Source organism: Solitalea lacus, from assembly GCF_022014595.1.
Taxonomy (GTDB): domain Bacteria; phylum Bacteroidota; class Bacteroidia; order Sphingobacteriales; family Sphingobacteriaceae; genus Solitalea; species Solitalea lacus.
This window is the reverse complement of sequence record NZ_CP091740.1, coordinates 915,049-936,152: the sequence shown is the minus strand read 5'-3', so window position 1 is coordinate 936,152 and position 21,104 is coordinate 915,049. Positions and strand designations below refer to the sequence as shown.

Below are 21,104 nucleotides of genomic sequence, written 5' to 3'. Positions count from 1 at the left end.
TCCAAAGCCACACAAAACTCCATTGCAAACAAATGGAGTTTTGTGTTTCATAATTGGATACAGCATTCTATTACGAAGATATAATCGGATCCTTAAGAGTTGGCAGTCCTTTACCGGTAGTTATCAAATTGTACAAGCTATTATTTATGTAATCACTCCAAGCGTTTGAGCAATCTTTATAGCATTCCAACTCAGGTACCAATCCAATTTGAGTAAAAACAAGCTGTGATTTATCGCCCTGCTTAGAAATCTCAAAAATTATCTTGGTATTCGTCCATTCCCTTTTGCTCTTAATAAAATTGAGATTACTTTCAGTAACAAGCCAAACCACTTTTTTGTCGGGTATAACTTCTATCAGCCTTTGCTTAGAATAATGCACGTCTCCAAATCGAACATCGAATTCATCATTTAACTTTTCAGAATTGCCTTCAGCGTTCTCCGTCCACCATCCCCGCACATTATTAATAGCGTCGAAAATTTCTTTTGGGCTTTGATCTACCAGAAACTTGGTAGTGAAACTATGATTTTCCATACTTTTATTAATTAACAGAAGATTATTGAAAGTACTTGGATATAAACTATTGCAGTTTCCATTTCTTAGCCAACTCAGCATTGTATCCTTCGCCTTCTTTAGGATTAGGCAGTCCGTTTCCAGTTTCTATTAGATTACGCAAACTGTTGTGTACATAATTGCTCCAAGCCTCGTTACAAATATTGAAACATTCGTATTCCGGCACTAAACCTTCATGAGTAAAATGAAGCAGAGTTTGGCTCTCCTTTTCAGAAATTTCAAAACAAACCTTGGTATCCCGCCATTCGCTTTTGTCATTAGTGAAGTTAAAGTAGTTGTCTAAAACATACCAAACCACTTTTTTTTGGGGCTCAACTTCTATTAATTTCATTTTACAATAATGAATGTCTTTGTAATGATAAATAAACTCATCATTGAGTTTATCGGTATTGCCTTCAATTTCTTCTGACCACCATCCGCGAACGTTGTTGATGGCATTAAAAACTTCCAGGGGAGTGTTATCTACCAGCAAAGTGGTAGTAAAATCAGATGTGTTCATTTTTATAAATTTTATTAGTTTACTCCAAAGCTATTATCTAAAACAGAAATAGTTACGGTGCAAATCAGACTTTATCACAGGTTGATTTGGACAATCCATTTAGCTACATTTAGCTAAAGTTTTTCTTATGAAATATATCACAATAGTTGTCCCCGAATGTGAATTAAACTTGAACAGCATAGCCGGAGCCTATGAAATTCTTAGCCGGGCCAATGATTTTTGGAAAAGTACTGGACACAGTTCCAAACTTGAAATTCGCATTGCTGGTTTAGTATCAGAGTCAAAAATAAATAACGGTTATTTTTCGGTGCACCCCATTCACCTTAGTCAGGTTCCCAAAACTGACTTGCTAATCATTCCTTCCATTTTTGGAGATTATGCCAAAACAGTAAAAATGAATGAGGAGCTCATTGATTGGATTGACCAACAATATAAATGCGGCGCTGAAATTGCAAGCATGTGCTCAGGAGCCTTTCTACTGGCAGCGACAGGTTTACTTGAAGGAAAAACATGCTCAACCCATTGGAATGCGGTTGAAAAATTCAGACAGATGTTTCCTTCTGTTAAAACTGCTGAGGATAAAATCATTACCGACGAAAATGGCATTTACACCAATGGGGGTGGATATTCATTCTTAAACCTGATGCTTTACCTGGTTGAAAAGATTTTCGATAGAACAACAGCGGTTTTCTGCTCAAAAATTTTCCAGATTGACATTGAAAGAACCACTCAATCGCCTTTTACCATTTTTCATATTCAAAAAGGACATGGAGATGAATTAATAAATAAGGCCCAAACCTATATTGAAGAAAATATTGAAATGAGGATTTCTTTCGAAAAACTTGCTTCAAAACTAGCAATTAGCCGGCGAAACTTTGACCGCAGATTTATTAAAGCCACCGGAAACACACCAGTTGAATATCTGCAACGTGTAAAGGTGGAAGCTGCAAAGAAAGAGCTGGAAAATGGGCGCAAAACAATCTTTGAAATTATGAACGATGTGGGTTATTCAGACGATAAAGCTTTTAGGGAAGTATTTAAAAAGATAACAGGATTATCTCCTTTGGACTACAAGAATAAATATAATAAAGCAAGCAATGTACTTTACTGACACCCAACCATTATTTTTGTTTTGTCAGATGTATAAATTTAGCCCCGCAATCACTAAACTTTACATAATAATTCATTGAATTACCGTAATTCTGAAAAACAATTTCATTTTCACTCAACAAACCCTCTATTCCAATTGGGAGTTTCAAATTTTTAACTTTTGGTTCTCCATCTTCATCTAATGCCCCTTCGTACTCGGCCCATTCAATTCCTGTGAGTGTTAAATAAACCCTCCCCTCTTCCAAACTTCTATAAAAGGTCAACTTGCCAGTTAAATCTTTTTCGCTTGTTTGCAATCGGTAAAAGAACCTGCCAACTTGCTGATAAATACTGAGGATAAACTTGCACTTTGGATCTTCGGTGTTTTGGTAGCTGCCCCATAAATTTTTAGGCAGTTCGGGAACTTTCAAGTTTGTGGTTTTTAATTCCAAAGAGGCCTCTTTGCTGGTTTTATCCTTCCAAATGCCACGCAAATTTTTATCATCAAACTTTGCAGTAATTACTGCTGTTTTATTTTTATTGTAATCTAACTCGTAAATAGTTAAAACATTGTTTTCAATTTTCCCTGTAAGATTAATATTTATACCGACGTTCTGGTAAAAATAATAACCAGTAATATCCGAGTTGTTAAACTCCAAATGGAAAACCACATCCGCTTTACCTAATTTCCCTACATAGTTTTGAGTTTCAGCCTTTGCAAAATTGAACAGACAAAAAGTTAAGATAGCCAGAAGATTCAATAATTTCATTTTGTGGATTTCACTAATCAGTAGTTGTGCCGTAAAGATATTAAATGCTTTAGGTTTTACTATTTCTCAATATCCTTTTCTGTACTAACGGGATTATGCTCGCTGTATATTTTTTGTCCGATTTTCCCTTTATCTCCTAAAGCGCGTCCTTTAATTAGCCATGCAATACCAAAGGCAAATAGCGCTAGAGATTCAAAGACCAAGGTTGAATATGGAATTTTTTTTAAATTTATCCGAGATGGGAACCCTAATAATGAACACTAATATCGAATAGTCACAGAATTTGTAGATATTGTTTTCATTGAAGATACTTTTGGGGACGTTGAACTTTTCTTCCTGACCAATAGTAAAAACATTTATAGCCAACAAAGTAAAAACCAAAAACAACACACTGCAAATACATAATGAAGTGTTCCCAGCCATTCTTGAGCGTATGGAATAAAGCTGTAAATTTTATCAGCTGCCTGATTGGGATTGGTTGGAACTAATGCCACCACAATGGCCATAATTCCGGCGATATTTGTGAGCAGGTTATCGTTTTTCCAAATCAACACATTACCATGCCCTTTATAAAAAGGAGCGTAAAACCCATCAGTCAACCGATGGGATGTAAGCGACAAACGCTAACCTAGAGCAAACAAAATATCCATCGCTCCAAAAGGTGTGTTCTTTCCAAAAGTTCTTTGACACTATGTTTTTGTACTTTTGCCAAATTGCAAGGTGCTTTCCTGCTTCAATTTACGAACAATGGAAGTAACCGAAAGAGGTGGAATGTAGCGAATAAGGAAATGGATCTGGTCTATGTCAGATTCAAATACTTCAAGTTCAAAATCAGATTTAGAAGTAATTGAAAGCAAGATAGACTTCATGTCATTATCCCAATCACCTACAAGCAGCTTTTTACGGTATTTGCAAACAAAAATGAGATGGCATTTAAGATAATGCTTTGAACGATTTGTGGAAACGTAATTACTTTTTTTAGACCTGGTAGCACAACTATCCGAAAGTCCAAAATTAAAAAAGGCGAAAAAAGTCCAAATTTGAGGTGACCAAACTTCAAAAGATGAGCCTTTTTCGCCGCACCAAAAATAATGATAAACCTTTAATCCGCCAGATAATTGATTTAATTCCTCGTTATCTACTGAATCAATCCATTAAGAAATATCATAGTGATAAATACTGCCATAAATACAAGACTTACGACCATTTAGTCGCGCTTTTGTTCGGACAGCTGTGTAAATGCAGCACTTTGGAGGATATTTCGGTGGGCATCGGAGTATCCGAAACCTTCATTAAAGACCTCGGATTGCAGCAAAGCCCCGCCAAAAGCACCATGAGCGATGGAAATAAAAAACGCAACTGGCAAGTGTTTGACCATCTTTATACGGCCCTGTTGAAGCATTACGGCAGCAGCCTGAGTAAATACTCCAATCAGCAAATTGTGGAGGAAGTCAAAGACAAAACCCTGTTGATTCGAGATAGCAGCACGATTAGCGTTTGTTTAAGCATGTTTGACTGGGCAAAGTTTCGGACAGCTAAAGGAGGTCTTAAAATCCACACCCAATGGGATGAAAGCATGATGTTGCCCAACCTGGTCAACATCAGCCAGGCCCAAACGCATGACAGCAAAGGTTTCGAACAAACTATCTTTCCAAAGGATACCATCATCCTGGAAGACAAGGGCTATTGGGATTATGAGGTAATCCTGGCCAGCATAAAAGCTCAAAACACCTTTGTCACCCGCATAAAGGACAATACGGTATATGAAGTGATCGAAGAACTGGAGCTGCCTGAGCAGGAAGACCAACACATACTAAAGGACGAATTGATTCATTTAACCGGCACGAAAGCAAAAGCCAACAGGCTATCGCTAGAGATTCTGCGAAGAGTGGTGGTGTTTGATCAGGAAAACAATCTGCAACTGGAAATCATCACCAATAATACTTCCTGGAAGGCTGCCACCATTGCCGCCCTTTACAAACGCCGCTGGGATATTGAAATATTTTTCAAACAACTCAAACAAAACCTGAATGTTAAAACATTCATCGGCACGAGTGAAAACGCCGTTAAATCGCAAATCTTTGTAGCCCTGATCACCTACCTGCTGTTGGAACTGCTCAGAAGAGTGAAAGCCAAAGGCAGAACCGCCTTTTCCAACTTTGTAGAGAAAATCCGTATCTGCCTGTGCTATTACCTGACCCTTGATTATGTGATTGAACGAATACAGCCCCTCGTCCGAAGTATCCGTCCGGTACAGGCTACTATGAAAAATGAACGGGAGCATACGCTTTTTGCCACCTGACTCCCTACTTGTTTTCTGCCGTTTTCATAGCAAAACCCCTGTATTCATTCGCTAAGCCCTTAAATTTAGACGAAATGGAAAAAGTTCGGATGAGTGTGACCTGGTAGCGAAGTTTTGGTGAAACAATCTTTACCCTTATCGGGATTGTAAAAAAAGTATTATCATTACACCGAAAATGAAAACAATATATAAGACCTATCGTTTTGCGTTGTTACCGACAAAGGAACAGGAAGTTCTTTTGAATAAGCATTTCGGGAGTGTCCGCTTTGTATTCAATCATTTTTTGAATAAAAGAATTGAACAATATAAGGAACGTAAAAAATCCGACAATTACCATAAACAAGCAGGCTCATTGACATTGCTAAAGAAGCAAGAAGAAACGGAGTGGTTAAAAGCGGTCAATAGCCAAACCTTGCAAACGGCATTACGAAGTTTAGATACCGCCTTTGTAAACTTTTTCAGGGGCAATGCGAAATTTCCACGCTTTAAAAGCAAACGCAAAAAGAATAGTTTCACTGTTCCGCAATTTGTTGAGATTGAACATGGCCAATTGGTTTTCCCTAAATTCAAAGAGGGTATCCAAATAATTGAACACAGGGAATTAAGAGGCCAAGTGAAACATTGCACAGTTTCAAAAACACCGACAGGTAACTATTTTGCTTCTATTCTTTGTGAAGTGCAGCATACGCAAATTCAACCAACGGAAAAACAAGTTGGTATCGACTTAGGAATTAAAGATGTTGCTGTTACTTCCGATGGTACAAGGTTTAAAAATAACTATCATTTAAAAAGATATGAAAGGCAATTAGCAAAAGCATAAAAACATCTTTCAAGAAAGGTAAAAGGTTCAAACAGTCGAAACAGGCAAAGACTAAAAGTAGCTGCAATACATGAAAAGATTGCAAATGCAAGACTTGACGTGTTGCATAAAGTATCTACACAGATAACCAATGAGTACGATATTATATGTTTGGAAGATTTGAACGTAAAGGGAATGATGACCAACCATAAACTTGCAAAGCATATAGCGGATGCAAGTTGGGGAACATTCGTCAAGCTTTTAGCATATAAAGCAAACTGGAATGATAAACGAATCGTTAAAATCAATCGCTTCTATCCATCGTCAAAGACTTGCAACGAATGTGGATATATCCATCAGGACTTAACTCTTTCTGAAAGAATATGGACTTGTCCAAATGGGCATACTTTAGACAGGGACATAAATGCAAGTAAAAATATCCTTGAAGAAGGATTAAGAATAATCGGGGCGGAACTCTCCGATAACACGGGCAGAGCCTTAAATAAGACTTCTGAAAAGAAGCACAAGGCGTTGAAGTCCGAAGCCCATTTGTCTTTAGCAAATGGGTAGTTCACACCTGATAAGAAACAGTCCTACACCTACATACAGCGCTTAAAGTTCCTGTAAGGATCTCTCGAAAATTGGTATAGCAATAATCACTTATCGAAGGCTGAATTGGAGTTTTGAAAAAACTAAAAAGAGAAAGAATGACAAGGATGATTGGCAAAAAAATCCTAAGTAACCTATTGCTCGCCTGACTCTTCTGTAGGTAAAAATAATATAATCCTCAAGTTCTGTTTTTTCAGTAAGCAGTGTTTTCATATGGATAGGTTTGAGAAGTAATTTAGATAAAAACCTAAAAATTACCCAATTGAGATAGTTCAATTTGTCCGTCACACCCTTAACCAACTGTTATTGAGTCACTAAATGACTTTAGCGAATAGTAGAATACAAAGCTCCTTTCTTTTTTATAAACATCTTAGCCGCTTCAAGTTCAGGCCTGCTGGCCCCAGGTGAATTCGCAATTGCTATAAGTTTTCTGTAATAAAACGCTGCCCTTTCAATCTGATTTGATTTTTCGGCTGCTAATCCGGCTCCATATAGGCCATTAAACCGGTTAGGATGTTTTTTAAGATCTGCTTCATAGGCAATTAAGGCTTCCGCGGATTTATCCATTTGCAACAACATATCTCCTAATAGTTCTCTAGCAGGCATCACCTCTCCGGGAGTAACTGGATGCTTTTCTGTTTTGTCTTCCATATCGGCTGCCACGTACAACAATTTTAGTGCTTCATCCTCCTGCCCTTCTTTAAATAAAAGCCATGCCTCAGATGCCTTAATTTGAATTAATACCTGGTTGGCTTTGTACTCATCTTTTTGATTCACCAGTATATCATGAATCGAATTTAATTGTTTTAGCTCTACCCTGGCTGAATCTAAATTACCAATATGTATTGAGCCAAGCAAACGTGCAAAATGGAGGATTGCTCTTTGCCACGGATAATCATTCCAGTTAACATTTGTCTTCTGAATTTGCAAACCTGCAGCTTCTTTCCAAAGTTTATTTTCCAATAAGTAACGAGCTGGAACAGCGGCAAAAGCGTATGCAACTTTGAAATTAACCGGATTAGCCACTTGAATTGATTGAAGGTAATCACATTCCTTTTTTGCCAACACATTCTCTCCTTTTTGCAGATAAGCATAAACGAGGTAATCAAGGCCGTGAAGTTCCTCATCCCAGTGCCCCTTTATTCCAGTTTGTTCAGCATAACATTGGGCTGAGGCAATAGATTCAAGATTTGATTTAACACTTTCAGACCATAATCCCAGCCTTGTAAAAATATGCGAAGGCATGTGCAGCGCATGTGCAGACGATGGAGCAATAGACGCATATTGCCTTGCAGCAAGCAATGCATTTTCTGCCAGCTCCGGAGAATCATAAGCATGAATAATATAATGGACAACTCCCGGATGATTAGGTTCTTGACGATAGAGTTCATTTAAAATAGAACCAGCTTTCCTTTGATTTTCAAACGTCTTATCAGCTGGATTTGCAGCAGCAATAAGTGATAAGGCATAAAAAATGGCGGCTTCTTTATCGTTCTGATATTCTTTATAAATTACTTCCATCGCCTTTTCAAATCGGAGGCTTCGGGTGCGATGATCTATTTTATCCCAATTTTTATAAAATGAAGCAATAGCATCAAGGTAATCCGACTCTCTTTTTGACTTTGATGTAAGGGATTTGGCAATTATGATGGCTTTGGAACCCTTTTTTAGCTCGGATTGCGAAGGAGGGGCCCAAAGAGGATGATAATTACACATGGCTACTCCCCAATAGGCCATCATGCAGTCCGGGGCCAAATCAATAACCTTTGCAAACATCTTTTCAGCTTCGTCATATTCAAACGAATGCAAGAGTGCTAAAGCCAGTTCAAACTCTTTCTGTATCTTTTCGGAACATGATGTTCCAAACCCTACAGCCCCAAATTGCTTGTCAGCAGGACCGCAAAAAGGAATCTCTCCCACCTTAAGGTTCATGGAATTTATTGCTTCCGATGTTGGTGCTTTATTTTTTTCACGACAGGAGACAAATACCAACAAAAAAACACAAAGCAGTTCGGATACCTTGTTTAGTACTTTTCGCATATCAATTGAGTGAGATATGTCATTAGGCTGGAGAATGCCACCCTAACAAGCACTAAATTAATGTTTTTCAACTACTTAAAACGAACGAACATGAATGAATTAAACCTCTTCAAGAATTGGCTCTGTTTCGGCCAAGACCGAAGTAATCTGAGTAAAACAAACCCTACTGAAGAAGACGAACCAACTTATAATACCCATTAATTTAAGGCCGTCTTCAAATAGAAATTCCCAGCCTTTTTGATCGAAAAACACATCCATAGACATCGACAAGGCAAAAAAGCAATAAGCGAGGAATATTATCAAAAAATCATTTTTAAGAATTACCTTATAATATTTATAGAGATAAAGCACCGTAAGCATTACATATAGAGAGTCAAACACCTTTTCCGGTAAGTGAAAAATTTTAGGAAAGACATATTCATGAAACATAAAGAAGTCATCCAACATTAGAAAAGAAGTAAATAACCCGGAAATGAATAAAAACCCGGTATATTCATTCTCCCTAGTAAACCTGATAATTGATACTGTAAAAAAGCAAATTGCCACCGTAATGCACCAGATAAGCACGCCCAGATTCGACATAATACCTGTAAAAGGATGACAACCCAAAACAGCTGCAATATCTCTGGTTAGATGGTAAACAGGAATATGGAGTAAGTGGCTTGTTATTGCTACAACAGGTATTATTAAGAAAGCTATAATGTAACTGAAATACAACAAGAATTTATACCCCAGAAAAGATTTAGATTGAAATTTGATTTTTTCCATAGAAATTGAGAGCTTAATAGATCATGCGTTAATGATCCATTCTTGACTGACTGCCTTTACAATTAACAATTAATTAACGATTGGTTAATGTCAAGAATAGTGCCAATGATTCCTAATAGTAGGGCAATCTCAAACTCTATGAATGGATTTAATCAATCTGTTCTCAAGTTCTTTCTAGGGAAGATTTTAAATCTCCAACTGCTTTGTTTTATAGCCTAATAATTCTTGTAAATAAATGTTATTTATAGGCAACTGCCGCACTGGATGGACCTGCAAGCGGTATAATTTCGACCCGACTAAACCCGGCTTCTTTAACCCATGATTCAAAATCAGCTCCGGTAAAGTCAAAAGCTACACCAAACTCTATCAGCATATTTAGCGACATCATCAAACCAAAAATATTTTTTCTCCTGTCATCATCTATCAGTGCTTCAATGGCTATAAAAGCACCTCCTTCGGGCAAAGCATTATACGCTTTCTTAATCAACATTTTTTTGTTTTCGAGGTCCCAGTCATGCAGAATCATACCCATTGTTATCACATCTGATTTCGGAAATTCATCCGTAAAGAAATCAACTACACCGGTTTTCACTCTGTCGTTAAGCCCATGGGACGCAATAGTTTCATTGGCTATAGGAGCCACTTGTGGCAGATCAAGAGTGGTGCAGTTCATGTGGGGATTATGCTTGGCAACCTGAATGGATAATATTCCCGCAGCTCCTCCTATATCGCAAAGCGTTTGGTAAGGGGAAAAATCGAACTTATTAGCAAGTGCAATAAAATTGCCCGTTGATATACCCGACATTGCATTCATAAATTGTTTAAGACGTGCAGAGTCGGCATACAACTCGTCAAACATTGAAATTCCATGATGCTTCATCTCATTTTGAGGCTTGCCAGTGATGAGAGCTTCATCTAAATCAGCCCAAAATCTATATAGGCGATCATTGGCCATTTCCAGAATACCCCCAAGATAAGAGGGTTTGTTTTTATCAAGAAATAATTCAGTCTCATCCGTATTACTGTATTCTGCAGTTTCAAGTAGCCCCGTTCTATTTAAAAAACCAGCAGCAACCAATCCGTCCAAAAAATCATATACACCTCGATCATGCAATCCTAAAGCTTTTTGAATTTCTTTTCCACTCAGCTTCTTATTTCCGCCAAGAAGCGTAAATACTCCCAACTTAACGGCTGAAAGTAACGTTTTTGACACCCAAAAAGCCAATCCTGTTTCCATGATGCGTGCGGGCGTTATTTGAGTTTGCGCGTTTGTTAAATTTGTCATATTGCTGCTTTATTTTCTATTTAAATTGAGAAATTATTTTGGGATAATCAATCTTTCCATTTGACATAAAAAAGCAAACATTGAATTCTATGATTTGTACGATCAGACGAATGAGGGGATATGACCGAGAGGAGGGTATAAAGATTCTGACTAATGTTTTTCAATTATTGGCTTAATGTAACTTTAAACCGCTTTTTTATCCTCATGAATTTCAAACTTTGCTACTAGGTTAAACGTTAGCCGAAGGAATCAATTCCTTTGAAATAGGGAGGATTACAGATAACGTTTACCGGGAAACGTTATCTGTATTTAGTGGCAGATCCTCTTCAATAGAGTTCATTTATTTTATTCAATACATTTTTTACCATCGCATCACAATAGATTAAATTAAATTCAAATAGTTCATGAGCAGTGTATGTTTTCTCTATCTCGGCTCTCAGCATAGCTTTCGACCTATTAAGCCTCACTTTTACATTAGATTCGCTGATATTAAGCAAGCCGGCAGTTTCTGATACATTCAGTCCGTTTATTTCTCTTAATGAAAATACTATTCGGTAATCAAAAGGAATTTTACCAAGAGCATTTTCAATAATGTGCCCCAATTCCCGGTTTTGAACTATTTTATCGGTGTCATTATTCGAACTTGTAAACATTGGCGTTGAATTGTCATCAGTATCTTGTGTAACTTCATTTTTAAGACTCAACTTTTTTCTTTTTCGGTAACAGTTGTTGAGCATGATGCGGATAATCCAGGTTTTAAAATCCGAGCGACCTTCAAACTGTAACAGGTTTTTATAGGCATCAATAAAGGTTTCCTGCATCAAATCCTGCGTGTCTTCATGATTATAATTATACGACCGGCCTATTTTGTACAAATATGGATTAAACCTTCTTACAATAACTTCGTAAAGGGATTTTTCTCCATTTGTTATCCGCTCAACAAGTTCTGCTTCGGTAAACCTTTCAAACTGTGCCATAATTTAAAGCAATAATTTTAGCTATTCTTGCCATAGCAAAAGCTGCAACCGCCATTACCAGATCACGGACTGCTACATCGACATAGTTGAGGCCAGGCAACAATGTCAGTGCAACAATAGTGAGCCAGGCAGCAACAATGTATCCGCCAATTTCGGTTTTTTTAAGCACGATAAGTCCTGCAATAATTTCAACAACACCTACCATCATCATAAAGGTAGAGCCGGAAAACGGCAGCAAACCTTCAATGGAAGGATTGATATATTGCTCCCAATTTGTAAGCAGATTAGTGAACTTGTCAGCCCCTGCAACGATCGGTACAATCCCGAATGTAAACTTTAACAGTTTGAATGTTAGTATCAATGACTGTTCTGTGTTTTTACTTTCCATTTCTTTTAAATTGTTAGTAATTGATTAGAGTAAAAGAGGTATGGAAAGGTTACAAAAAATTTGACCAAGTGGTAAGACTTTAATGAGCTAATAGCTGACAATAAGCGGGGCCACACAAAACCACTGTTATTGGCAGCCCCACCTAATGTTACTTTACAATTTTTGAATCAACCGAAAACTTGCCACTACCGTTAATAAGCGTAACGATTGAAAGCCCAATTACCAACAAATGAAATTCAAAACCTTCTCCTTTCTGATTACCAAACCAATTCATAAAAAACCCATTAGTTAGGTGTGATGTAAGGATGATTCCCAACATCAAAACTATTGCTAAAGCACTCCAAATTCGGCTGGCCCAACCGGCTATCAATGATAATGAACCAATAAATTCAATAACTATTACCATAAAAGCTATTAACCATGGCAAGTGCATTGTGTCGGTAAAAAAGCTCATAGTACCTGTAAAACCGAAACCACCAAACCAACCAAGCATTTTTTGAGCTCCATGAGGAAATAAAATTAATCCTATAGAAAGACGGGTAATTGTACCTGTCCAATCATTGTTTGTTTTAAAAATTTGATTTTTCATAGTCTTATTAATTTGACTGTTTATACTGTTGTGTAATTTCTGCGATTCGTTTACCGAATAGTTCAGCGGTTACAAGTCCTTTAGGCTGATTAACTTCCTTTATAGCGTTATCAGAAAGTGTCATCAGTCCTAAATAACTGGCAAGTCCATTGGGTTCATCCAATTGTATATCATTCTCAAACCTGGGTAATATCCCTGCTGAAATCCACAGCATGGAGTGTTGTGCAGCAAAAATTGAAAGTTGCTGAAGGGTATTTAATTTGTCTCCATTGAGTGTAGAGGAATTGGTAAAGCCAGCCGCAAATTTATTTTTCCATTGTTGGGCATACCAAAATTTGCTAGTGGCTTCCATAAATTTTTTGAACTCTGCCGAAACAGTACCCATATAAGTAGGACTGCCAAAAACAAGCGTGTCGGCTTTGTGAAGCAAGTCGAAATTGTTTTGTGCTTCTATGGTGGATAACAATTCCACATCGGGTAGAATTGACAAGCCACCTTTCTGGATATACTCGGCTACAATTTTTGTATGCCCATATCCGCTGTGGTAAACGATTATTACTTTCACTGTTGCATTGTTTAATTAACATCACAAAGCAACAACGAAAGAATAGGATAAAAATTAAACTACTTTAATAAATCACTTATGAACTATTTTTTTCCTTAACATACTTAAAAACACAGGCGTTATACCCAAATACGCGGCTACCTGTTTCTGAGGAATTCTTTGTTCGAGGAGTGGATAATTTTTTATGAAATCTAAGTAGCGTTGTTCGGCAGTAAATGAGAGATTTTGGTTGATACGGTTTTGCTGAGCAATGAAAGCATTTTGAATGATTATGCGAAAAAATCTTTCGAACTTAGGAACTCGTTCATATAGTATGTCTAGCTTTTGCTTTGAAATTTGTAATATCTCGGTATCTTCTAATGCGTCAATATAAAAATTTGCAGGTGTAGCTGTTAGAAAACTGTAAAGATCCCCAACCCACCAGTCTTCCTTTCCAAACATCACAATGCGCTCAACCCCATTCTCGTTAATTGAATAGGTCCGTAAGCACCCTTTTATGATGAAATTTTCGGTTTTACAAATGTCGCCTTGTTTTAAAAGGTAGTCTTTTCTTTTGATTGATTTGTGTTGAAGTAATGAAAGAAAAAAGTCGGTTTCAGTTTTATCAAGTCGCACATGTTTGGCAACGTTGTTAAGAATAAGATCAAAATTCATGATATGGTCGTTTTTAATCTTCGGTAATTTTGACTATCACTATAACTATGTTGGGTAAACAAAACTAGTTTCTTCTTCTTTTGTTTTTATTTGATGAATTTCAATTTTAGCTGATGGTACATACTCAAACTCCGGATTAAGTTTTGCTATCTCAATTGCTTCGTCCATGCTCTCTGCTAAAATGTGGTAGTATCCGACTTGCACTTCCTTTGTCGGGTCAAGTGCAACTTTTGTCCAATTGTTGGCTGACTTAGCAATCACAAAACCTTCTCGAATTATGGGCTGAGCAGCGATTAATTTCCCTTCGGATTTTAGTTTTCCAATATATACTTCACACTTTTTTACAAAAGCTAAATGATCCTCCGAAGATAGCGCGGCTTTGGCATCTCCTGAGTTTCGGATGTAAAACATGAATTCTTTCATTGTTTAGCTAATTTGAGAATCATTGATTTTTTCATTAACCTTCTATCGGTTTTGTTGACACATGATTTATACATAAACTTAAGTTCGACATCTGCCAACCAAACCTCTTGTTATATGCGCTTTGGGGCAACTGTTGGCAAAGTTTATTCTATGAAACAAGCAAAGTCTTCATCATATTTAGTCGGAACTACTTCAGTGATGTCGTAGTCTGCAATTTCGTTTTGATAGAAAGGATCTTGTTTAATAATTTCCATTAATGCATTCTTGTCCACGTTGCGAACCACTATAATTCCGCCCGTTCGTGGATTTTTCCTGCCCGAAAAAATAAATTTCTTCTCTGAATAGTATTTGTCCAAAAATTGGACATGTGGCTCGATGAACCTTTCTACTTCAGCAATTTCTTTTTTGTATGATAATGAAACAATAAACATTTTACTTGTCTTAAATATTAATTGCCGGTTGCGTTAACATTGATTTACTCGATAAAGAAAGTAGCTATACCATACTGAAAATTATTATTCCACGGCCGTTATCGTTAATGTTTCCCCAGGTAAAGTAGGCAGCTGTATTCTTTCACCATTTAATTGCTGCGTTCTTCTTTTATTACTTTTTACTAGCAAAACCTTGTCTGGCCATGGATTTTCCAAAATACAGACTCTACCTTTCTCACTTATAATTTTTACAAACTGAACTGACTGATCCTTTAAAGTTGATGAAACTAAAAAAGCTCCTTCACTTCTAATATTCGAAAAGGAAGCATTTATTTTATGAGGCCATACTTTAAAAACACGCAACACCTGCTGGTTGGACATGCAAAGCATTTCGTTAATGGTATTAGGAACCGTACTGCAATTTTCTATTCCATGTGGGTTATTCTTTTGAAAACCATTGGGGTAGATACGTAAACTGTAGTTGTGTATATTTGCCAAAATGCTATCAGCATTATAACCAACCCTGACCGCAGCCGGATAAAAACTGTTCGTTCCATTAAAATCTTTCCAACGATGCAATTCATCAATGGTATTTTTTGCTATCTGTAATGTAGTGCTGTCGCTTTCTAATCCAATTAGGCCGGCAGGATAAATATGCTGAATACCTAATGTATTATCGGGCCACCAATCTGTTCCTCTCTCACTGTATCTGAAAACTGTTTTACCATTACGAATTTGCGTGCTGAATTTTGCTACATGATTCATTTTAAATTGCCAATCACTCCGCAAGTCTTTATCTGTATTCAACAAGATACTCATGTCAATTGCAGTACTAAACACCATTGGAACCAATCCCAGTGAAAGAATCGGATTCATAGTTCCGATCGTTCCTTCATGGATCGCATCGTTTAAAATAATGTAACGGTCATTTTCCTTTTGAAGATAGTGCTGCCAAAATACAGCTACAGACCTGATGAACGGATATACACGCTTTGCATACTCAGCATCATGAGTCCGATAAAAGGTCATGGATAAATTCGTTACACAATAGGCAGCGTTACTCTTTTGTCCCAGAAACAAACCTTCCTCTTCTACAGCAGCTCCCCTGCCGCCAGTAGGCTCCTTTACTCGGGTAGTTTCAATACCAAGCGGACCAATACCAACAGGATACAGCACGCCATCAGGTACATCTGTCATATAGGTAGAATAATACCTTCCGCGTTCCATGAAATCCAGCAGCGGAGCCTCATAAGGCAATAGTTGCTGCAAATGATTTGAAGAATGCAAAGCATAAAAAGGAGCACTGTAATTGTAATTGAGATGGTAGTCGCCATTCCATGCTGGAGTTTCCTTAGTAATCCAAGTGCCAAAAATTCCAGGAGGAAATTTGGAGTCGCGACTGCACGAAGCCATGTTATACTGAGAACGATAATATTGGTGCTCAATAACGGAATCGGCTATATCTACATAGCTTTCATTCCAGAAACGATGCCACCATTTTACATGCCCAGTTTGTATCTCTTTGATCTCCTGTAATGTAATTTGCTGTACGTACTGACACACTGTACGAAGACAATCACCAGATTTAAAATTGCTGGACAATGAACAGACAACCGTAATTTTCTGACCTGAGGCAAGCGTAAATCGATCACTGTTTTTTCCAACTATCTTCAGCGCAGCGGCTGCCATACTTTTTATAGTTACATCCTTAACAAACCCTCTTTGAATCCACTGAACACCACTGGCATCACTTCCAAAGGCCAGTGTGTCGGGAAATCTTTCCTGATTGGAAACCTGATCCTTTTGAGGTAATAGCAATAGCAAACTACCGTTTATAGTAGCGGCTCCGGTGTTGGTAATTTCAACCAGCAACAGATCTTGAGTAGCCATCAGAGTCGACTGAATAATAACGGAAGTATCTGCTTTGCTGAAATTAGAAATCGTAGCGGCATTATAGATATCCTGTTCTACCCTGTAATGAGCCTGCTTTAATGCCGGTATATTGATCTGCAGCTTGCCTAACACAGCAGGAAATGCCTGATCATAACCCGTTTTCAATCTCCAGAAATCATTACGGGACAGGTAATAGGTTTGTTGTTCGGGCGGACCGGCAAGGGCTGCCGCACAAGAACCATTTCCAAGCAAAGGTGCATCCACCGCCACATTAGAAGGCGTTTTTTGTGGAGGCATTTCAAACACATTCCGGTATTTACTGATAATCGTTTCTGCGGATTTATCTTGTGCTTTTACCTTCCCAACAAAAAAAGCAGTCAATAATACAACAGCAATTAATGGATTTTTTGAAATTATTACTGAGCCTATTTTTTTCATTAATACTTTTTAAAATATCGTGATATCATGCCGTATTCACATCAGTCCACCTTCGCCTAATATCAATAGCTTGAGTTAAACTACCAATATCACAGGTAAAAGCTGGTTTATGGTTATTTTAGTAGAAAATCACTCTTGCAAGTGCCAAACCGTTGCTAATGGCAATTTCACTTCGTTTCTTAATTCTTTATTTATATTCTCCTTTGTTAAGCTAACTGTTTTTAATATTGTCCACAAGTCACTTTCTGATTTTAGCAGCCCGATTAGTTTGTCTTTGCCATATACTCGCATAGTCCTTTCATATTTGTCTCGCCAAACTGTTTGTTGGCTATGTTTTTTTACTTCGCACGGTGCTTGCCCGAAGACACCATGAAAACTGCACCGCCTTAGCCCGCCGTGTGGTAAAGATATTAATGGTTTTGTGATTTCCTAGTTACAAGTCACGCACTTATCCTCCACAATGGACTACCTACATCCAATTCTTTACCGATATTTTCTTCTCATTTATTATCTTTGGCCCCGCTATGGTTTAACAAGCGTTGTTCAATGCTTGTTGATTAAAAGGGAATCAGGTGAAAATCCTGAACAGACCCGCTGCTGTAAGTCCTTAAAAAGATGTTGAGCAAACACTAATGCCACTGTCGATAAGATGGGAAGGCGCTCAACATTGGGATAAGTCAGAAGACCTGCCATGTATGCATACAGTTTAAGCTTTCGTGGACTGAAGCTTGAATCCTAACGTTGGCCAATTAAAGGTTAACCATTGGTTTTCATTTTATTCTATGGAGGCTATTTGATTAAACATCAACATAGCTAGCATGTCATTACCAGTTAATGGGTATTCTTCATTGGGAAGATTATATCCACATATTCTTTTTTTGTGCTTTTTTACCGGCGTCTCCAGCAAGGAGGCCCTTGGCCAAACCGATACGCTTAAACGCCTAAAAGAGGTGGAGATAACAAGTAAAGCGTTGCCGACCCAGCCCGGTATGGCGCCCGTGCAAACAATTAACCGCTACAGTCTGCAGCAAATTCAAGCGTTTCAATTATCAGATGTGGTTAAGCATTTTGCCGGTGTTACCGTAAAAGACTACGGGGGCATCGGTGGCCTTAAAACCGTTTCGGTACGCGGATTAGGTGCCAATCACACAGGTTTTTGCTATGATGGAATTACCATTACCGACAATCAAACCGGACAAATTGATTTAGGTAAATTCTCTGTAAACAATGTCGATCAGATTTCACTCACAATTGGCAATCCTGAAAGTATTTTAAACACCGCCAGGTCATTTTCATCGGCCAGTTTATTAACCGTAAATACTACAGCTCCGGTTTTTACATCAGGGGAAAACATGGCAATGAATGGCCTGCTCAAGGTCGGGTCATTTGGATTAATTTCACCATCTATTACTATTCACAATAAACTTAGTGATAAAGTTTCCAATTCATTTCTATCTGAATTTCAAAATGCAAACGGAAAGTACCCATTTGTTTTACACTATGGAGGTAGCGGTTCAAAAGATGACAGTGTTTCCAGTGAGAAAAGGTCTAATACCGATATAGTAACCCTCCGTTTAGAAGAAAACTTCTTTATAACCCTCAATGAAAAGGAAAAACTCAGTTCCAAAATCTATTACTTTCAAAGCGAACGAGGTCTGCCTGGAGCTACTATTCTGTACAATACGCATTCATCCGAACGTTTGTGGGATAAAACCTTTTTTGTTCAATCTAAATACGAAAAATCTTTCTCAGCTAAAATTGAAGCCCTTTTTAACGTAAAGTATGCAAAAAGCTACTTGCGCTATCTCAACCCCGATTACCTGGGCGTGATAGTAGACGTGCAAGACAACAACTATCACCAAAACGAAGTTTATGGCTCGGCCGCCGCAGTATATAAAGCGTCGAACGAATTTCAGGTTGGTCTTTCAAGTGATGTTTTTTACAACAGCATGGACGCCGACCTCCACCAGTTTGCCTACCCGTCTCGCTTTACCTGGCTTACGGCCCTTAACTCAAAATGGACAAGTAATCGTTTTAATATTCAATTGGGAGTTCTGTCTTCTGCCGTGTATGAAGCTGTAAAACAAGGAGATACTCCTAAAAATCATTTTCGTTTTTCACCTTCTGTACTTGTAAGTTATCAGCCCTTTGCAAACAATAAGCTGAGCTTCCGTTTCTTTTACAAGGATATATTCCGGATGCCTACATTCAATGACCTGTTTTACACGCAAATAGGCAACACCAAACTTAAACCTGAGAATGCACATCAGTTCAACCTGGGACTTTCTTATAATTACTTTACTGCGACGGATGGCTCATACCTGTCCTCTTCATTGGATGCATACCACAACAAGGTGAGGGATAAAATAGTAGCCAAGCCAACGAAAAACCTGTTTATCTGGACGATGAGGAATATTGGCCTTGTTTACATTAATGGCATTGATCTCAGTGTAAAAGCAGGTAAGAAAATAGGCAATTCGGTTTTTGCAGCCATTGAAGGCACCTATACTTTTCAGCAAGTGTTAGACATGACTAACCCTGAGGAGAAAACCTATGGAGATCAGCTAGCTTATACGCCTAAGCATTCAGGCTCGGCAATCTTCAGTTTGAGCACCCCGCCAGTTGATTTGGCCTATAATCTTCTTTTTGCCGGCAGCAGGTATATACTTAATGAAAACATTCCTCAAAACTACCTATCGGCTTATTCAGAGCATGGGCTTACTCTTTCTAAAGCATTCAAAGTATATAAACTAAAAAATAAACTAAGCCTAGAAGTACTAAACATACTTAATACACAATACGAAGTTGTGCGGAACTTTCCCATGCCCGGCCGCTCTTTGCGTGTATCCTATTCACTGAAATTTTAAAAGTAAAACAAGTATATGACAAAACACCAATTAACAGCAATCGGACTAAAATCATTAGCACTGGCCGGTGCCATCTTTTTTGCAGGTTGCCGAAAAAATGACGATCCAGCTCCTCAACCTTTTCAGGCAAGCTTATACGTATTAAACGAAGGTCTATTTAACATGAACAATACCACCCTTACGGGCATTGACACTTTAACAGGAGTGGCCAAAACCGATTATTTCGAGCAGAAAAACAAACGTGGTTTAGGAGATACAGGGAATGATTTGAAGATCTATGGATCAAAAATGTATGCTGTGGTAAACGTTTCAAGTCAACTGGAAGTGATTGATCCTAACACCGGAAAGTCGCTAAAGCAGATTTCGATGCTTGATGAACAAGGAGTACCGCGCCAGCCGAGGTATATCGCTTTTCATGCAGGCAAGGCTTATGTATGTTCGTTTGATGGTACAGTTGGCCGCCTCGATACAGCTACCCTGCAGTTCGACAAGTTTGTTAAAGCCGGTCGCCAGCCTGATGGAATTTGTGTAGCCAACAACAAACTGTATGTGAGTAATTCAGGCGGATTAGATTTTCCAAATTATGACAATACTGTATCTGTAATTGATATTCCTTCATTTACCGAGCTTAAAAAAATTAGTGTTCAAGTAAATCCTTATACCATTCAGGCTGACGATTACGGTGATGTATACGTGGTTTCAAGGGGGGATTATGGTGATATTCATTGCACGTTCCAGGCGATTGACAGCAAAACTGATCAGGTGAAAAAAGTATTCGAGGGGCTCGAAGTACTCAACTTTACCATTAACGGAGATTTAGCTTATCTGTACAACTACAACTTTACTACCCAGCAAGCAAGCTTTAAATTGTTAAATGTGAAGACCGAAGAAATTGTTACAGAAAACTTTATAACAGACGAAACAAAAATCACTACACCTTATGGCATTGATGTAAATCCATCTAACGGAGATGTATACATAACTGATGTTTACGACTTTACCACAACCGGCGACGTCTATTGTTTCTCCAAAGAAGGCAAGCTAAAGTTTAAGTTCCAGGCCGGGCTAAACCCTAACAATGTGGTGTTTGTACAAAAGCCCAAAAAGCAGTAAATACAACCTTATCCTACTAACTATACAATCCTAA

At 38.0% G+C, this 21,104-nt stretch carries 20 protein-coding genes, 1 pseudogene and 1 riboswitch; of the genes and pseudogenes, 5 read left to right on the top strand and 16 right to left on the bottom strand.

From position 1 onward, the window contains the following. Positions 1-70 precede the first annotated feature (70 nt). Together L2B55_RS03965 and L2B55_RS03960 are read right to left on the bottom strand one after the other, a co-directional pair. Positions 71-532, bottom strand: coding sequence for an SRPBCC domain-containing protein (locus L2B55_RS03965; RefSeq protein WP_237848995.1), 462 nt, complete (start codon positions 530-532; stop codon positions 71-73). A 46-nt stretch (positions 533-578) separates the two neighbouring features. Further along, positions 579-1,070 carry an SRPBCC family protein gene (locus tag L2B55_RS03960; RefSeq protein ID WP_237848994.1) on the bottom strand — a complete coding sequence of 164 codons (492 nt, stop codon included), beginning with the start codon at positions 1,068-1,070 and terminating at the stop codon, positions 579-581. A 127-nt stretch (positions 1,071-1,197) separates the two neighbouring features. Here L2B55_RS03960 and L2B55_RS03955 point away from each other — a divergent pair, with 127 nt between their 5' ends. Then, the gene (locus L2B55_RS03955) at positions 1,198-2,181 is read left to right on the top strand and encodes a GlxA family transcriptional regulator (protein WP_237848993.1); all 984 of its coding nucleotides are present in this window, start codon (positions 1,198-1,200) and stop codon (positions 2,179-2,181) included. 10 nt (positions 2,182-2,191) lie between these two features. On the opposite strand, the gene L2B55_RS03950 is transcribed toward L2B55_RS03955, so the two are convergent. From L2B55_RS03950 to L2B55_RS03940, 3 genes are all read right to left on the bottom strand, one after another. Next, on the bottom strand, positions 2,192-2,929 hold the full coding sequence (locus tag L2B55_RS03950; RefSeq protein ID WP_237848992.1) for a hypothetical protein: 738 nt from the start codon (positions 2,927-2,929) through the stop codon (positions 2,192-2,194). Positions 2,930-3,285: 356 nt separating this feature from the next. Continuing rightward, complete coding sequence (locus L2B55_RS03945) at positions 3,286-3,549, bottom strand: hypothetical protein (protein WP_237848991.1); 264 nt, start codon at positions 3,547-3,549, stop codon at positions 3,286-3,288. A 69-nt stretch (positions 3,550-3,618) separates the two neighbouring features. Next, positions 3,619-3,852 (bottom strand): transposase, encoded by a 234-nt coding sequence (locus tag L2B55_RS03940; RefSeq protein ID WP_237850264.1) that lies wholly within the window; start codon positions 3,850-3,852, stop codon positions 3,619-3,621. 140 nt (positions 3,853-3,992) lie between these two features. Between L2B55_RS03940 and L2B55_RS03935 the strand changes: the two genes are divergently transcribed. Both L2B55_RS03935 and L2B55_RS03930 read left to right on the top strand, forming a co-directional pair. Then, complete coding sequence (locus L2B55_RS03935) at positions 3,993-5,231, top strand: IS4 family transposase (RefSeq protein WP_338092193.1); 1,239 nt, start codon at positions 3,993-3,995, stop codon at positions 5,229-5,231. A 175-nt stretch (positions 5,232-5,406) separates the two neighbouring features. After that, positions 5,407-6,600: pseudogene (locus L2B55_RS03930) on the top strand (RNA-guided endonuclease TnpB family protein). Positions 6,601-6,963: 363 nt separating this feature from the next. Here the strand turns inward: L2B55_RS03930 and L2B55_RS03925 are convergent. The 11 genes from L2B55_RS03925 to L2B55_RS03875 all read right to left on the bottom strand — a co-directional run bounded on the left by L2B55_RS03925 (position 6,964) and on the right by L2B55_RS03875 (position 17,090). After that, a complete protein-coding gene (locus tag L2B55_RS03925; protein ID WP_237848990.1) occupies positions 6,964-8,679 on the bottom strand; it encodes a tetratricopeptide repeat protein in 1,716 nt (571 codons plus the stop codon). Between the two features lie 99 nt (positions 8,680-8,778). After that, the gene (locus tag L2B55_RS03920) at positions 8,779-9,447 is read right to left on the bottom strand and encodes a hypothetical protein (RefSeq protein WP_237848989.1); all 669 of its coding nucleotides are present in this window, start codon (positions 9,445-9,447) and stop codon (positions 8,779-8,781) included. A 238-nt stretch (positions 9,448-9,685) separates the two neighbouring features. Next, complete coding sequence (locus L2B55_RS03915; protein WP_237848988.1) at positions 9,686-10,732, bottom strand: methyltransferase; 1,047 nt, start codon at positions 10,730-10,732, stop codon at positions 9,686-9,688. A 326-nt stretch (positions 10,733-11,058) separates the two neighbouring features. Then, positions 11,059-11,709 (bottom strand): sigma-70 family RNA polymerase sigma factor, encoded by a 651-nt coding sequence (locus tag L2B55_RS03910; protein ID WP_237848987.1) that lies wholly within the window; start codon positions 11,707-11,709, stop codon positions 11,059-11,061. Further along, positions 11,696-12,097: a hypothetical protein gene (locus L2B55_RS03905; protein WP_237848986.1), complete on the bottom strand. Its 402-nt coding sequence runs from the start codon at positions 12,095-12,097 to the stop codon at positions 11,696-11,698. The genes L2B55_RS03910 and L2B55_RS03905 overlap by 14 nt, the downstream gene beginning before the upstream one ends. A gap of 148 nt (positions 12,098-12,245) precedes the next feature. Next, positions 12,246-12,686: a DoxX family protein gene (locus L2B55_RS03900; protein WP_237848985.1), complete on the bottom strand. Its 441-nt coding sequence runs from the start codon at positions 12,684-12,686 to the stop codon at positions 12,246-12,248. 7 nt (positions 12,687-12,693) lie between these two features. Continuing rightward, positions 12,694-13,251: a flavodoxin family protein gene (locus L2B55_RS03895; RefSeq protein ID WP_237848984.1), complete on the bottom strand. Its 558-nt coding sequence runs from the start codon at positions 13,249-13,251 to the stop codon at positions 12,694-12,696. 72 nt (positions 13,252-13,323) lie between these two features. Further along, a complete protein-coding gene (locus L2B55_RS03890; protein WP_237848983.1) occupies positions 13,324-13,905 on the bottom strand; it encodes a Crp/Fnr family transcriptional regulator in 582 nt (193 codons plus the stop codon). A 45-nt stretch (positions 13,906-13,950) separates the two neighbouring features. Further along, complete coding sequence (locus tag L2B55_RS03885) at positions 13,951-14,328, bottom strand: YciI family protein (RefSeq protein ID WP_237848982.1); 378 nt, start codon at positions 14,326-14,328, stop codon at positions 13,951-13,953. A 143-nt stretch (positions 14,329-14,471) separates the two neighbouring features. Beyond that, positions 14,472-14,759, bottom strand: a complete 288-nt coding sequence (locus L2B55_RS03880; RefSeq protein WP_237848981.1) for a YciI family protein — start codon at positions 14,757-14,759, stop codon at positions 14,472-14,474. Between the two features lie 84 nt (positions 14,760-14,843). After that, a complete protein-coding gene (locus L2B55_RS03875; RefSeq protein ID WP_237848980.1) occupies positions 14,844-17,090 on the bottom strand; it encodes a glycosyl hydrolase family 95 catalytic domain-containing protein in 2,247 nt (748 codons plus the stop codon). 508 nt (positions 17,091-17,598) lie between these two features. Continuing rightward, positions 17,599-17,798, top strand: a riboswitch (cobalamin riboswitch). 110 nt (positions 17,799-17,908) lie between these two features. Between L2B55_RS03875 and L2B55_RS03870 the strand changes: the two genes are divergently transcribed. Beyond that, a complete protein-coding gene (locus tag L2B55_RS03870) occupies positions 17,909-19,957 on the top strand; it encodes a TonB-dependent receptor plug domain-containing protein (RefSeq protein ID WP_237848979.1) in 2,049 nt (682 codons plus the stop codon). Between the two features lie 15 nt (positions 19,958-19,972). Then, entirely contained in the window at positions 19,973-21,070 is a 1,098-nt protein-coding gene (locus tag L2B55_RS03865; protein WP_237848978.1) for a YncE family protein, read from the top strand. The last annotated feature ends 34 nt before the right edge of the window (positions 21,071-21,104 follow it).

Coding starts and splice junctions, on each gene's coding strand:
- L2B55_RS03965 (WP_237848995.1), bottom strand. CDS start 532: ATGGAAAATCATAGTTTCACTACCAAGTTTCTGGTAGATCAAAGCCCA.
- L2B55_RS03960 (WP_237848994.1), bottom strand. CDS start 1,070: ATGAACACATCTGATTTTACTACCACTTTGCTGGTAGATAACACTCCC.
- L2B55_RS03955 (WP_237848993.1), top strand. CDS start 1,198: ATGAAATATATCACAATAGTTGTCCCCGAATGTGAATTAAACTTGAAC.
- L2B55_RS03950 (WP_237848992.1), bottom strand. CDS start 2,929: ATGAAATTATTGAATCTTCTGGCTATCTTAACTTTTTGTCTGTTCAAT.
- L2B55_RS03935 (WP_338092193.1), top strand. CDS start 3,993: ATGAGCCTTTTTCGCCGCACCAAAAATAATGATAAACCTTTAATCCGC.
- L2B55_RS03925 (WP_237848990.1), bottom strand. CDS start 8,679: ATGCGAAAAGTACTAAACAAGGTATCCGAACTGCTTTGTGTTTTTTTG.
- L2B55_RS03920 (WP_237848989.1), bottom strand. CDS start 9,447: ATGGAAAAAATCAAATTTCAATCTAAATCTTTTCTGGGGTATAAATTC.
- L2B55_RS03915 (WP_237848988.1), bottom strand. CDS start 10,732: ATGACAAATTTAACAAACGCGCAAACTCAAATAACGCCCGCACGCATC.
- L2B55_RS03910 (WP_237848987.1), bottom strand. CDS start 11,709: ATGGCACAGTTTGAAAGGTTTACCGAAGCAGAACTTGTTGAGCGGATA.
- L2B55_RS03905 (WP_237848986.1), bottom strand. CDS start 12,097: ATGGAAAGTAAAAACACAGAACAGTCATTGATACTAACATTCAAACTG.
- L2B55_RS03900 (WP_237848985.1), bottom strand. CDS start 12,686: ATGAAAAATCAAATTTTTAAAACAAACAATGATTGGACAGGTACAATT.
- L2B55_RS03890 (WP_237848983.1), bottom strand. CDS start 13,905: ATGAATTTTGATCTTATTCTTAACAACGTTGCCAAACATGTGCGACTT.
- L2B55_RS03885 (WP_237848982.1), bottom strand. CDS start 14,328: ATGAAAGAATTCATGTTTTACATCCGAAACTCAGGAGATGCCAAAGCC.
- L2B55_RS03880 (WP_237848981.1), bottom strand. CDS start 14,759: ATGTTTATTGTTTCATTATCATACAAAAAAGAAATTGCTGAAGTAGAA.
- L2B55_RS03875 (WP_237848980.1), bottom strand. CDS start 17,090: ATGAAAAAAATAGGCTCAGTAATAATTTCAAAAAATCCATTAATTGCT.
- L2B55_RS03870 (WP_237848979.1), top strand. CDS start 17,909: ATGTCATTACCAGTTAATGGGTATTCTTCATTGGGAAGATTATATCCA.
- L2B55_RS03865 (WP_237848978.1), top strand. CDS start 19,973: ATGACAAAACACCAATTAACAGCAATCGGACTAAAATCATTAGCACTG.